General features: G+C 62.7%; 17 protein-coding genes and 1 tRNA gene. 12 read left to right on the forward strand and 6 right to left on the reverse strand.

All coding sequences use genetic code 11. The features are described 5' to 3' along the window. Positions 1-22 precede the first annotated feature (22 nt). Both WDS16_RS01730 and WDS16_RS01735 read right to left on the reverse strand, forming a co-directional pair. On the reverse strand, positions 23-364 hold the full coding sequence (locus WDS16_RS01730) for an FmdB family zinc ribbon protein (RefSeq protein ID WP_338890042.1): 342 nt from the start codon (positions 362-364) through the stop codon (positions 23-25). An 89-nt stretch (positions 365-453) separates the two neighbouring features. Next, positions 454-1,050, reverse strand: coding sequence for a 5-formyltetrahydrofolate cyclo-ligase (locus tag WDS16_RS01735; RefSeq protein WP_422395742.1), 597 nt, complete (start codon positions 1,048-1,050; stop codon positions 454-456). Positions 1,051-1,129: 79 nt separating this feature from the next. Here WDS16_RS01735 and WDS16_RS01740 point away from each other — a divergent pair, with 79 nt between their 5' ends. The 9 genes from WDS16_RS01740 (at position 1,130) to WDS16_RS01780 (ending at position 7,691) form a co-directional block, all read left to right on the forward strand. Continuing rightward, positions 1,130-2,113 carry a UTP--glucose-1-phosphate uridylyltransferase gene (locus WDS16_RS01740; RefSeq protein ID WP_338890043.1) on the forward strand — a complete coding sequence of 328 codons (984 nt, stop codon included), beginning with the start codon at positions 1,130-1,132 and terminating at the stop codon, positions 2,111-2,113. A 24-nt stretch (positions 2,114-2,137) separates the two neighbouring features. Further along, positions 2,138-3,397, forward strand: a complete 1,260-nt coding sequence (glp, locus tag WDS16_RS01745; protein ID WP_338890044.1) for a gephyrin-like molybdotransferase Glp — start codon at positions 2,138-2,140, stop codon at positions 3,395-3,397. Between the two features lie 99 nt (positions 3,398-3,496). Continuing rightward, entirely contained in the window at positions 3,497-4,144 is a 648-nt protein-coding gene (locus WDS16_RS01750; protein ID WP_338890045.1) for a GNAT family protein, read from the forward strand. Between the two features lie 156 nt (positions 4,145-4,300). Beyond that, the gene (glpR, locus tag WDS16_RS01755; RefSeq protein WP_338890046.1) at positions 4,301-5,107 is read left to right on the forward strand and encodes a gephyrin-like molybdotransferase receptor GlpR; all 807 of its coding nucleotides are present in this window, start codon (positions 4,301-4,303) and stop codon (positions 5,105-5,107) included. Between the two features lie 62 nt (positions 5,108-5,169). Then, positions 5,170-5,245 (forward strand) — tRNA-Ala (locus tag WDS16_RS01760). A gap of 472 nt (positions 5,246-5,717) precedes the next feature. Next, positions 5,718-6,173, forward strand: a complete 456-nt coding sequence (locus WDS16_RS01765; RefSeq protein WP_338890047.1) for an effector binding domain-containing protein — start codon at positions 5,718-5,720, stop codon at positions 6,171-6,173. Next, entirely contained in the window at positions 6,170-6,607 is a 438-nt protein-coding gene (locus WDS16_RS01770; protein WP_338890048.1) for an effector binding domain-containing protein, read from the forward strand. The genes WDS16_RS01765 and WDS16_RS01770 overlap by 4 nt, the downstream gene beginning before the upstream one ends. A gap of 203 nt (positions 6,608-6,810) precedes the next feature. Continuing rightward, complete coding sequence (locus WDS16_RS01775; protein WP_338890050.1) at positions 6,811-7,476, forward strand: ScbR family autoregulator-binding transcription factor; 666 nt, start codon at positions 6,811-6,813, stop codon at positions 7,474-7,476. Positions 7,477-7,520: 44 nt separating this feature from the next. Beyond that, positions 7,521-7,691: a hypothetical protein gene (locus WDS16_RS01780; RefSeq protein WP_338890051.1), complete on the forward strand. Its 171-nt coding sequence runs from the start codon at positions 7,521-7,523 to the stop codon at positions 7,689-7,691. Position 7,692: 1 nt separating this feature from the next. Here WDS16_RS01780 and WDS16_RS01785 read toward each other — a convergent pair whose 3' ends face one another. Together WDS16_RS01785 and WDS16_RS01790 are read right to left on the reverse strand one after the other, a co-directional pair. Continuing rightward, positions 7,693-8,439, reverse strand: coding sequence for a ferredoxin reductase (locus tag WDS16_RS01785; protein WP_422395743.1), 747 nt, complete (start codon positions 8,437-8,439; stop codon positions 7,693-7,695). Next, positions 8,409-9,008, reverse strand: a complete 600-nt coding sequence (locus tag WDS16_RS01790) for a sulfite oxidase-like oxidoreductase (RefSeq protein ID WP_338890052.1) — start codon at positions 9,006-9,008, stop codon at positions 8,409-8,411. Before WDS16_RS01790 ends, WDS16_RS01785 begins: the two co-directional genes overlap by 31 nt. 100 nt (positions 9,009-9,108) lie before the next feature. On the opposite strand from WDS16_RS01790, the gene WDS16_RS01795 reads away from it, so the two are divergent. Beyond that, the gene (locus WDS16_RS01795) at positions 9,109-9,951 is read left to right on the forward strand and encodes an SDR family oxidoreductase (RefSeq protein ID WP_338890053.1); all 843 of its coding nucleotides are present in this window, start codon (positions 9,109-9,111) and stop codon (positions 9,949-9,951) included. Here the strand turns inward: WDS16_RS01795 and soxR are convergent. Further along, positions 9,946-10,404, reverse strand: coding sequence for a redox-sensitive transcriptional activator SoxR (soxR, locus tag WDS16_RS01800; protein ID WP_338890055.1), 459 nt, complete (start codon positions 10,402-10,404; stop codon positions 9,946-9,948). The genes WDS16_RS01795 and soxR overlap by 6 nt on opposite strands. A 94-nt stretch (positions 10,405-10,498) precedes the next feature. Between soxR and arcA the strand changes: the two genes are divergently transcribed. After that, positions 10,499-11,743, forward strand: a complete 1,245-nt coding sequence (gene arcA, locus WDS16_RS01805; RefSeq protein WP_338890056.1) for an arginine deiminase — start codon at positions 10,499-10,501, stop codon at positions 11,741-11,743. A gap of 23 nt (positions 11,744-11,766) precedes the next feature. Here the strand turns inward: arcA and arsC are convergent, their stop codons facing one another. Next, entirely contained in the window at positions 11,767-12,114 is a 348-nt protein-coding gene (gene arsC / locus WDS16_RS01810) for an arsenate reductase (glutaredoxin) (RefSeq protein WP_338890057.1), read from the reverse strand. A gap of 54 nt (positions 12,115-12,168) precedes the next feature. On the opposite strand from arsC, the gene WDS16_RS01815 reads away from it, so the two are divergent. Then, a complete protein-coding gene (locus WDS16_RS01815) occupies positions 12,169-12,834 on the forward strand; it encodes an NAD(P)H-binding protein (protein WP_338890058.1) in 666 nt (221 codons plus the stop codon). Positions 12,835-12,845 lie beyond the last annotated feature (11 nt).

The following is a 12,845-nucleotide window of genomic DNA, read 5'->3' on the forward strand; positions in this document are numbered from 1 at the left end:
CCTGTGGACTACCGGGAAACTACTACGAGGATGCTGCGGCCTTCGCCGACGAAGTCGACGAGCTGGTGGACGAGCTGGAAGAAGAAGACTCGCTGGTCGAGGACGCAGACGTCGTCGTCGACTCCTTCTTTGCCGGCGTCGACTCACTCTTGGAATCGCTCGAACTCTCACTGACCGTGCTCGATCCGCTGCGGCTGTCGGTCCGGTAGAATCCCGTGCCTTTGAACACGATTCCGACGGAATTGAACAGCTTGCGCAGCTTGCCCGTGCATTGTGGGCACACGGTCAAGGAGTCGTCGCTGAACGACTGCACGATGTCGAACTTGTTGTCGCATTCGGTGCAGGCGTACGAATATGTGGGCATCGATGTTCCTCCGTGCTGTTCCACTGTCTCTGACAAGAGAGAGCATTAGCACTCTACAGTCTTGACTGCCAACGTAGCCATTCGGAAGGCTATTCCCGGTTCAGTGCGACCAGGCCCTGGTTCGGAGTCAGTGCATGCGAGGACCGTCGGTCGTGAGGTTCCTCGGGGAGTTCCTCGACGAGTTCCTCGTCGCGCACTATGGCAATGATCGGAATGCCCGAATCGACGAGGTCGAGCGTCCTGTCGTAGAACCCGGCGCCCCTACCCAGTCGGATTCCCCGTAAATCCACTGCGAGAGCGGGAACGAACACGAGGGAACACAACTTCACCGACTCGGGGTCCAACACGGGCCCGGTGGGCTCGGACAATCCGTAGGGAGCGGCCCGTAGGGTCGTGCGGCCTGTGTATTCTGCCCAGTGCAAAGGTCCTGGTTCTCGAGCCACCGGCACCAGGACCACGGGGGATTCACGGCGGAGAGCGTCGAGCAGATCCAATGAACCAGGCTCGCTCCCGACCGGCACGTATGCCGCCACCCCTGTCGCTCCACGCGCCGATTCCGCCGCAGCATGACAGAGTTTCTTCGATTCCTCGGTCCGCTGCTCGGCGGCAATGGAACGTCGCCTAGCCAGTACGTGGCGACGCCATTCCTCCTTGGAGGCCGGCGTCACGGAATCACTGGGCGTCACGCAAGCGAGCTTAAACACCATTGGGAATCGTCACTACACGCGGAGTAGATCCGCAGCGAGCATGGATAGGGTGGGCAGCATGACACAAGCCGCGACAGAGGTTACAGACTCCGAGAATGGGCCGGCAGAATCCCAGACCGGGCTGACACGGCACTTTCGGACTGCAATCGTTCCGGCGGCCGGCATGGGAACTCGCTTCCTGCCTGCTACCAAGACTGTCCCGAAAGAACTGCTGCCGGTAGTCGACACGCCAGGGATCGAACTGGTTGCAGGAGAAGCGGCAGACTCCGGTGCGCAGCGCCTCGTGATCGTGACCTCGCCCGGCAAGGACGGTGTGGTCGCGCACTTCGTCGAGGACCTGGTGCTCGAGAGCAAGCTCGAGGCAAGCGGCAAGCTCAAGATGCTCGAAAAGGTCCGGGTCGCTCCCGCGCTGCTCGACGTCCAGTCCGTCGTCCAACAGGAACCGCTGGGTTTGGGTCACGCAGTCGCGTGCGCCGAGGAGGTTCTCGATGACGACGAGAGTTGTGTCGCCGTCCTGCTGCCCGACGATCTCGTGCTGCCGCGAGGCGTACTCGATGTGATGTCGAGGGTCCGCGCCAAGCGCGGGGGAACAGTGCTGTGCGCGTTCGAGGTGCCCGAGGAGAATGTCTCCGCGTACGGCGTCTTCGAGGTGGAGACGGTTCCCGACGCCGTCAACCCGAACGTCCTCAAAGTCACCGGAATGGTCGAGAAGCCCAAGCGTGAGGACGCGCCTTCGCTGTTCGCCGCTGCCGGGCGATACCTCCTCGACCGGTCGATCTTCGACGCGCTACGACGCATCGAGCCGGGCGCCGGCGGCGAGATTCAGCTCACCGACGCCATCGCCCTCCTCATCTCCGAGGGTCATCCTGTTCACGTCGTCGTACATCGCGGTCCCCGACACGACCTCGGAAATCCCGGGGGATACCTGCGCGCTGCGGTTGACTTTGCACTCGAACGCGATGATTACGGTCCGTCGTTGCGCGAGTGGCTCACCGAGCGTCTGAGTGACGACTGGGCGCCGCAACTCACCAAGTACGAGTAGTGAAGATTTTCGAGGAAGGGCCAGATGCGCTCGGTTGAGGATCAGCAGAGCAGGGTGACTGCGGCTGCAGTCGCCCCACGGCCTGTTCGGGTCGCGATCTCGGAAGCGCAGGGTTTGCTGTGCGCCGAGGAAGTCGTCACCGAACGCCCCCTGCCCGGTTTCGACCAGGCGGCGATCGACGGCTATGCGGTACGCAGTGTCGATGTGGTCGACGCGGGCTCGGATCTGCGGAACGAGGACGACGAGCGTATCGAGTTGACCTTGCCAGTCGTCGGCGAAGTCAGCGCAGGTTCGCGTCAACCCATTCGGTTGCAGCCGAGGCAGGCCGTTCGGGTCGACACCGGCGCGCCGCTGCCGACCCTCGCCGACGCTGTCCTACCGCTCGAGCGCACCGACGGCGGGCGTGCCCGTGTCAAGGTTCACCGTCCCGTCCGGTCGGGCGACTACGTCCGCAAGATCGGTGACGACGTCCAACCTGGTGATGTCGCCGTGCGCGCGGGAACGATCATCGGAGCCGCGCAGGTGGGTCTGTTGGCGGCGGTCGGACGCGACAAGGTGCTGGTGCATCCGCGCCCACGGTTGTCAGTCATCTCCGTCGGCGGAGAACTGGTCGACACCGACCGCACTCCCGGTCCAGGGCAGGTCTACGACGTCAACTCCTATTCGCTTGCCGCGGCAGCTCGCGATGCAGGCGCCGACGTCAACCGTGTGGGAATTGTCAGCACCGATCCCAAGCGTCTGCGCGAGGTCGTCGAGGGGCAGCTGATCCGTTCCGAGATTGTCGTCATCGCAGGCGCGGTCGGCGGCGGGGCATCCGACAGTGTGCGCGAAGCACTCTCGGACCTCGGCGAACTGGAAGTCGAGCGCGTCGCCATGCACCCCGGTTCGGTTCAGGGGTTCGGTCAGCTCGGCCGAGACGAAGTACCCACGTTCCTTCTGCCGGCCAACCCGGTCAGCGCGCTCGTCGTGTTCGAAGTCATGGTTCGTCCGTTGATCCGTATCGCGCTCGGGCGCCGACAGCCCATGCGCCGAACCGTGACCGCGCGAACCGTCGCGCCCATCACCTCGATCGAAGACCGCAAAGGGTTTCTTCGCGGTCAGCTGATGCGCGACGAGGAGACGGGGGAGTATCTCGTCCAAGCTCTCGGCGGAGCGCCTGGATCTTCCTCGCACCTGCTCGCCACGCTGGCAGAGGCCAACTGCCTGGTCGTCATCGATCCGGATGTCACCGAGATCCGAACCGGTGAAGAAGTGGATGTCTCGTTCCTCGCGCAGCGGGGCTGAGGCGGCACGCGGCTGGCGGGCCTTCGGCCCAGTGGCACGGTTGAGTGCACCAGAAGACGCTTTTTCGTGCCACTGCGCCGGAGGCGCTAATGTCGACAGATGCCGAGCACGTGGTCGAGCCACCCTGGTTGGCCAGCGAAACTGGGACCTCTGACCGTTGCTGCGGGCAACGTGACCGTTCGTCCTGTCCGGCTACGTGATGGGGCGGCGTGGAGCCGCATCAGGCTCGCCGATCGTGCACACCTCGAACCGTGGGAACCCACCGGTGAAGGTTCCTGGGCGGCACGCCATCACATCTCCGCATGGCCGGCTCTCCTGTCAGGGCTGAAGTCCGAGGCGCGCAAAGGCCACATGCTGCCGATGGCAATCGAACTCGACGGGCACTTCTGCGGTCAGCTCACCGTCGGCAACATCGTCCGGGGTGCGTTGCGGTCCGCATGGATCGGTTACTGGGTCGCCAAGGAGGTCAACGGACGAGGTGTTGCGACGGCAGCCTTGGCGCTCGGGCTCGACCACTGCTTCGGAGGCGTCGGTCTTCACCGCGTCGAAGCGACGGTTCGGCCCGAGAACCTCCCCAGCAAGGCCGTGCTGCGCAATGTCGGTTTCCGAGAAGAGGGCCTGCTGAAGAACTATCTCGATGTCGACGGTCGGTGGCGTGATCACGTCCTCGTCGCGATGACGTCGGGCGAAGTGCAGGGATCGGTCGCCGACCGGCTGGTGCGAACGGGCCGGGCTGCCTGGGCCTGACGCCCACATCTCTCGTCCTTCTCGAGACTCGTGTGACTAAAGTGACGTGTGTGTAATTCGGGTCGGCGCGTCTACGCGGTTCGACCGAAGCTTCCGCATAGCCTGATCACGTCACCGATGTAACCAGCCTGTTGTTGTCGAAGGAGAGCGCGAACGATGCCCAACTCGATCATTTGGATCGGTCTGGTTGTCATCTGGCTGTTCGTTCTGCTTCCGATGATGATGAGCAAGCGTCCGCGCATCATGCAGACCTCCGATGTAGCCCTGGCCACCCGCGTTCTACACCGCGGTGGGTCCAAGAGAACCGCACGCGGTCCTGCCGCCGGACATGCGAGCGACCCAGATTGGCGCCCCGAGTACGACGAGCGTGTATCGGCACCCGCCCGCGTCGTATTCGGCCGCACAGCACCGAGCACCGACGCGGAGGACCCGATGGACACTCACGCAAGCACCGAGATCGACACCGATTCGAGGGACGAGGACGACGAACGCGAGCGGGACTACGTTCCGAACCGTCGCGGCCGCGGAGGTTTCGACCCCGAGGCCGACGCCATCGCGCGTGCAGCTCGCTACTCGTTCCGTCAGCGAGCCGTACTCGGACTCGTGTTCGCTGCCATCACGTCGGCTGCTCTCGCGGTCATCGTAACCGGGCTGCTGTGGTGGGTCTGCGGTCTGTCCGTGGTGGCCATGGCTGCATATCTGTACTACCTCCGTCGTCAGGTGCAGATCGAGGAGGAGATCCGGCGTCGCCGCATGACTCGGATGGGTCGCTCGCGACTCGGTGTCGAATCGCGCACCGACGACGAACTGAAGCTCGTCCCACAGCGCCTGCGCCGTCCAGGCGCCGTCGTGCTCGAAATCGACGACGAGGACCCGGAGTTCGATCACCTCGACCACTACGACGAGCCGTTCCAGCAGCAGGCTCCGGTGAGCGAGGACATCCGACGAGCATCGGGGGCCTGACGTCCCAGGCGTCGCGCATCTTTTGATAGGGTTGCGCAGCGGTTGCAGCAGGGCCGCAAGAAGGGGCTGTGGCGCAGTTGGTAGCGCGTCTCGTTCGCATCGAGAAGGTCAGGGGTTCGATTCCCCTCAGCTCCACCACACTTGGTTCGCGGAATCCGATCCAGACGTACGCCGTTTCGCGGTATTTCGGTTCCTCGCAATTCCGACAGTCAATTGATCGCAGCTATCAGCGATCGCCTATTCAACAAATCGGTTCTGTTCAAGCTACGTTCTGTTTGCTTTTCGAGCAGTTGCCGATCCGGAATAAACAGTGATTTACCATCCGGGTGAATTGTTTTACGCGCGTGTTGCAAACTATTTGCCGGTTTAGCAAAGGTGCATAGTGCAGTAGCCCTTGGGGGCAGAGCCGCGACCGTAGTGTTCGCGTCACCACGCGCCCTACTCTCTTCGCGACTTCGGGATCACCCCTGGGTGTGCGCGCCGGGGCCGCAGCCGACCGGTAGGCTTGCCGAGCAGTTGCTGAGTCAGAGTTGATGGTCGACGTCTACTGGGGAAGCGTCACCCCGGCCGCGGACATTCGTGTCGCGGCCCTGAGGTTGTGGAGTTGTGTATGGGTTTCGAGATTGTCGACCTCGATGAGACGTGGGTTGCTGGTCTTCCTGTCCGCAGCCCCAAGCGGGCGCTGGGCCGGCTGAACGATCCGGCACTCGATTTGGCGTGGTCGTCCGTCCTCAAGCAGGACATCGGCGGTCCACTGGCCTCGATCTACACGGACTTCGCGCCGGGTATCGGGTCGTACAACACACAGATCGTCGGCTACCAGTGTTCTACGTTGGCCCAGGTCGCACGGGGGCACTTGATCGCACGGGTTCCGCGCGCTCGCTACGCAAGGTTTTCGGCGGTCGGCCACTTTCCGGACGTCATGGTGCGGTTGTGGCAGCAGATCGACCACGCCGAGGAACAGCGTGAGATCACTCGAACATTCACCGCGGACTACGAGTGCTACCCGCATGCCTACAAGATCGATCTGTATCTGTCGATCGAGCATGCAGGGCCGGCGGCATGACGCATCGGGTGACCGCGAGAAGCGCGGAATTGTTCGGTGGCCTTGTGGCGCCCCGCATAGTGCCAGGAGCCGACGCGAGCACCAGTGAGCTCTTCAGGTTTCTTCGCGAACGAATCCGAGACCGTCACCCCGGCCGTGAGGTGGACGTCACGACTGTGTTCGTGCCGGACTCTGCAGGTGACTACAACGCAGTGGTAGCGATGCCGTACGTGTCGCCGAGCGAGGTTCCTGTCGGAGACGTTTTCGTGCAGGTTCCGAGCGGGGTATACGCCGTATTCGTCCCCGACGGACTGATCAGAGATCCCGTCGAAGACGTATGGACGCAGGTCGACGACGCCACCTCGAATGGTGAACTGTTCCGCGCTTATAAAGAGGACATCGAAGTCGTTACAAATTCCGGCGAAGTGGAACTTTATATTTCGATCGTTATCTAATCGGGCAACGTGTCACCTAGTTGTCACTCGAAAATCACAATTTAGATACGTTTGTGGTTAGTATTATCCTGCGTACCGGACCGTCGGCGGGGTTCGTGAATTCGAGAAAACGGATTCAAACAGGCCTTTTGCGGTCTGGAGCTAAGGCGGCGTCGGAGTCATCGTAGGCAACTGGTCAGGGGTGATCGTTCATGGTTAGACAATTGCGAGCAGAAGCTACACGTGCAGCTGCACTGCGCGCGGCTGCAGATCTTTTTCTCGAGGTAGGGCATGCGAATGCAACGCTGAGTCAGGTCTCCGCGCAGTCCGGCGTCACCAAAGGCGCGCTGTACTTCCACTTCGCCTCCAAGGAGGAGCTGGCGCGAGCGATCGTCGACGAGGGTCACGAGCGAGTGTCCACCGCCTGCGCAGGCCTGGTCGACAGTAGGTCGCCGGCCCTCGAATCGGTCATCGGCATCTCGTACTCGGTGCTCGAACTAGCAGCATCCGACCCGCTCGTGCGGGTGATGTACCGCCTGCAGATGGAGATCGACGGCTCCGAGACTGCGCGCGGAAGCGTGTTCGGGACTTGGGGCAACATCTTCGAGCATCTCTTCGATCGTGCGATCGAGCACGGTGACGTCGCCGACCATTTGGATTCGGGAAACGCTGCGCTGCTCGTCTGCGAGATGCTCGCCGGAGTCTTGATGGTCTCCGAGGCGCAATCCACCCTCGACAGTGCACCGGCACGCATGGAAAAGGTGTGGAACACCGTCCTGCCGTCGCTGGTACCTCCGAGCAAACTCGGTTACTTCCGCGAATTCGCGGCTCGCAGCCTTTCCAGCTTCGTTCCGTCTGCCGATCTCGTCGGAGAGTCCGTACACGTCTGAGTCCAGGCTTGCGGAGTCTCGGCCCCGAGCGGACACTGTGTGATATGAACCACATTGCTACAGAGCACAGGATGTCCGACGCCGAGCTCCGCAAGGCGATCAAGACTCTGCAGAGTCGAGCAGACGACGCGCGCCGTCGGGGCGACGACGACGACGCCACACGGATCGAGCGCACGGTTGCGGACTATCGCGACGAAATGTCGCGGAGACACTAGATCAGGCGGTACCGGTCGGTCCGAACCGTTCGGTCTTGATGCGCGGCGGCAGATGCCCGTCGGCGACCAGCATGTCCGCGGCTGCCTCGACGAAGCCGGTCGGCCCACACACGAAACACGCCGGTGCGAAGTCGGCCGGCCACCCGTCCTCGACGAGATCTCGTGGAGTGAGCCTGCCTACCCGTCCTCGGTAGCCGTCGGGGGCCCGACGTGTGTAGCGGTAGCTGACATCGATCCCACCGGGGAGCATTCTCAGCTCGGAACCGTACATCAGCTCCTCGGATGAACGTATCGAATAGATGAGCCGGAACGGAGTTCGGCGCTCACCGCGTACTCGGGCGCGAACCATGGCCATCAACGGCACGATGCCCGATCCGCCTGCGAGTAGAAGTACGGGTGCGGGATTGGAGGCATCCCATACGAACCAGCCACCGATCGGTCCGCGAAGTTCGATCCGATCGCCCACTTCGAGCATCTCTGTGAGGTAGGGCGACACTTCACCGTCGTTCACGGTCTGAATCGTCAGGACGACTTTGTTTCCGTCCGCCGGAGTTGCCATCGAGTAGCTACGCTGCGCGCTGTAGCCGTCCTCGGCCGTCAGACGAAGGTCGACGTGTTGTCCGGGCTTGTGACCGGGCCACTCGTCCACCTCGAAGGTCAGCGTCGTCGCAGTCGATGTTTCCGCTCGTTTGTCGGTGAGGGTCGCAACACGCCACTTCAATCTCCCTGATACCTCTGTTCTTGCCAAGGATCGCCATAGTCGTGATAGCCGTTTCTCTCCCAGAATCCCGGCTCGTCACGGACCAGGAGGGTGAGTTTTTCCACCCACTTGGCCGATTTCCAGAAGTACAGGTTCGGAACCAGCAACCTGGCAGGTCCGCCGTGCTCGGGGTGCAGTGGCTTTCCGTCGAATTCGTATGCCAGCCAGGCTTTTCCCTGACGAAGTTCGTCGAGAGGCAGATTGGTGGTGTACCCGTCGAAACCGTGGGCCATCACGTGCGTGGCTGTCGTGTCGACGTCACTCAGCAACGTGTCGAGTGAGACGCCGCGCCAAGTCGTATCCAGCTTGGACCACTTGGTGACGCAATGGATGTCGACGGTCGGCTTCTCTGCAGGGAGCGCGAGCATCTCGTTCCAATTCCACTGACGCTTGTCGCCCATTTCCGTGACGATGCTGAATTGCCATCGCTCGGTGTGCACCTGGGGAGTAGGACCTGCAGACAGCACTGGGAAGTCGTCCGTCAGATATTGGCCGGGCGGAGTGCGGGACTCGTTGCCTCGGCGCTTGCCGGTGAACCCTTTCGAGACGATCGCCATCGATACAGTGTGCTCCGGCCGGACCACCAGCGACAACTCGACCGGCGCGTAAAGTGCGAGAAACGGAAGTTTCTTCGACTGTGGGGGAGAACGGCGCGAGATGGCAATCAAGGACCTTCGGGGGAAGAGGACGTTCATCACCGGCGCCGGGAGCGGTATCGGACGCGCAACCGCCCTCGCTGCTGCACGAGAAGGCGCCGAGCTGTATTTGACGGATATCAACGAAGTGGGTCTGAAAGAGACCGTCGCGGCTGCAGGTTCGGCGGTGGTGAAGTCCGCTGCCTTCGATGTGTCCGACTACGACGCCGTCACTGCATTCGCCACCGAGGTACACGAATCGGTCGACAGTCTCGACATCGTCATGAATGTCGCCGGAATCTCTGCGTGGGGAACCGTCGAGAATCTCGAGCATCGACACTGGAAGTCGATGATCGACGTCAATCTCATGGGACCGATCCACGTGATCGAGAATTTCCTGCCCCCGATGGTGAAAGCCGGTCGCGGTGGCCATCTCGTCAACGTGTCCTCTGCGGCGGGTCTGATTCCGCTGCCCTGGCATGCGGCGTACAGCGCGAGCAAATACGGCCTTCGTGGCGCATCGGAAGTGCTGCGCTACGACCTGAAGCGGCACGGCATCGGTGTCAGCCTCGTCGTACCGGGGGGCGTGAAGACGGGTTTGGTGAACACCCTGGAAATCGCGGGCGTCGACCGCGACGATCCGCGAGTGCAGAAGTTGCAGCATCGTTTCGAGCAGCGCGCTGTCGAACCCGAGACCGTCGCCGACGCCATCATTGTCGGAATACAGAAGAATCGCTACCTCGTGTATTCGTCCAACGACATTCGGTTCGCGTACTGGTGGGCACGAAAGTTCGCCCCGCCGTACGAGTTCGTCCTGCAGAAAGCCAACGACCAGTTCAGCAGGCTGTTGAAGAAGCCGTCATAGATCGACGTCCAGTCTGCGAGCGCCCGGGCCTGCCCCGGCGAGTTCGTCTCCCGGATTGGCCAGTGCGCAGCTGGACAGTGACAGGCATCCACAGCCGATGCACCCGGTCAGGTCGTCGCGCAGGCGGACCAGTTGGGCAATGCGATGGTCGAGGTCGGTGTGCCAGTGCTGCGACAGTTTGGCCCAGTCGCGTTTCGTCGGGGTTCGTTCCTCCGGCAAGTCGGCCAAGGCGTCGCGGATCCGGGCAAGAGGTATGCCGACTTTCTGCGAGATGCGAATGAACGCGACTCGCCGCAGCGTGTCACGGTGATACCGACGTTGGTTCCCGGACGTGCGTCTGCTCGTGATGAGGCCCTGCTTCTCGTAAAAGTGCAAAGCGGACACGGCAACTCCGCTGCGTTCGGAAAGCTGCGCGGGAGTGAGTTCGCGGACTTTCCAGTCGGGCATCGGCATAGCTCGACATTACTTCAGCTTGGCCCGGCGAGTGAAGGGCTACGGCCTGCAGCAACCACGCGCGCACCGGGCTCTGAGCGCATACGGTTGAGCGATGACTGCGGAACTTGGCGCCGACTCGGAGGTCGGAACCCTGCGTACGGTGATGCTGCACCGACCTGGTGACGAGCTGAGGCGCCTCACGCCGCGCAACAACGACCAACTGCTGTTCGACGGGGTGCCGTGGGTCGACCGAGCGCAGCAGGAGCACGACGCGTTCGCCGAACTCCTGCGCAGCCGCGGCGTCGAGGTGCTTCTGCTGGCCGATCTGCTTACCGAGGCGATGACGGTCAGCGGTGCGGCGCGCATGCAGGGTATCTCCGCGGCCGTGAACGAGCGACGCCTCGGCCGTGCCCTGGCCCGTGATCTGGCTGCCCACCTGCGCGGTGTGCCCGCGCCGCAGTTGGCATCGATATTGATGGCCGGTATGACCTTCGACGAGCTCCTCGCTGCGGAGTCCGGCGAGCCGGAACTGCCTGGTGCGTCCCTGGTTCGGCGCATGCATCACGGAGGCGACTTCGTCATCGACCCCTTGCCGAACCTGCTGTTCACCCGCGACTCCTCGTTCTGGATCGGCAACCGGGTGGCGATCACGTCGCTGGCATTGCCGGCGAGACTGCGAGAGACGACGTTGACGGATCTGATCTACGCGTTTCATCCGCGTTTTCTCGGAGTTCGACGTGCATACGAATCGCGCACGGCGCCGGTCGAGGGCGGGGATGTGCTGTTGCTCGCCCCCGGGGTCGTGGCGGTCGGTGTCGGTGAGCGTACGACGCCCGCAGGAGCGGAAGCTCTGGCTCGCAGCCTGTTCGAGGATGGACTTGCACACACTGTGCTGGTCGTTCCCATCGCGCAGGAGCGGGCGTCGATGCACCTGGACACCGTGTGCACGATGGTCGACGTCGATGCGGTCGTGATGTATCCGGCGATTCAGGATACGTTGTCCGCGTTCACTATCCACAAGGGTGATGCCGGGGTCACCATCCGCGGCGCCGACCCGTTCCTCGAAGCCGCCGCGGACGCGATGGGCATCGGCAAGCTCCGCGTCATCGACACGGGTCTCGACACTGTCACCGCAGAACGCGAGCAATGGGACGACGGCAACAACACTCTCGCACTCGCCCCGGGCGTCGTCGTCGCCTATGAGCGCAACGTCGAGACGAACGCACGGCTCGAGGCGTCGGGAATAGAGGTGTTGCGGATCAGCGGATCGGAACTCGGCTCTGGCCGAGGTGGCCCCAGGTGCATGTCGTGTCCGGTTGCCAGGGACAGTGCGGCGATGGAGCCTGTGCGATCGTGATGGTGACCGCGCGCACGGGGATGTCAGAGGACCTCGCGTACCTTGTCCGCGGGCCTCGCGAGAACGGTCCCCTTGTCCGTCACCACGATCGGCCGCTCGATGAGGATCGGATTGTCGACCATTGCTGCGATCAATTCGTCCTCGGTAGCGTCTTTCAGGCCAAGCTCCTTGTATACGGCTTCCCTCTTTCGAATAGCCTGCGACGCAGTCATACCCGCGTCGTCGAGCAGTTTTCGAAGTCCGTCCTTGCTGGGGGGCGTCTCGAGATACTTGACGACCGTGGGCTCGATCCCGGCTTCCTGAATCATTTTCAGCACAGTTCGGGAAGTGTTGCACCGAGGGTTGTGATAAATCGTCGCAGTGGAAGTCATGGTCGTAGATAGTGCCATTGTTTGTGAACCGAGTGTGTCGGGTAGGCGAAAGCAATGACTGATCGACGAGTAGTGATTGCCGGAGGGCACGGAAAAATTGCCCAGCACCTGATTCAGATACTGACTGCGCAGGGTGACCGCGCCGTTGCGTTGATTCGAAATCCGGAGCACACCAACGCCGTTACCGCCCTGGGTGCGTTGCCGGAGGTCGTGGATCTGGAGAGCGCGTCGGTGGACGACGTCGCGGCGCTTCTGCACGACGCCGATGCGGCCGTCTTCGCCGCAGGGGCAGGTCCTTCCGGCGGAATCGAACGGAAGGACACCGTCGACCGCGCAGCTTCGGTGCTGTTGGCCGACGCTGCGGAAAAGGCGGGTGTGACGAGGTTCGTTCAGATCAGCTCGTTCGGCGCCGGTGAGGCTGTCGACGACGACGCCGAGGGCACCTGGAAGGCGTACATATCGGCCAAGACTGCAGCGGAGGAGGACCTGAAGGGCCGGACCGCGCTCGAGTGGACGATTCTGCGCCCTGGTGGTCTGACCGACGACGAACCGACGGGACGGGTCACGCTGTCCGCGCCTCCCCTCGATCGGGGAACGGTGCCTCGCGCCGACGTCGCTGCAGTGATCGCTGCGTTGATCGAGACGCCCTCGGCGGTTGGGAAGACGTTGATGTTGACGTCAGGCAAGGCGAGTATCGAGGACGCTGTCGCCGGCGTCTGATAGACACTGCG

The sequence above is a fragment of the Rhodococcus sovatensis genome (assembly GCF_037327425.1).
In the GTDB taxonomy this organism is placed as follows: Bacteria; Actinomycetota; Actinomycetes; order Mycobacteriales; family Mycobacteriaceae; genus Rhodococcoides; species Rhodococcoides sovatense.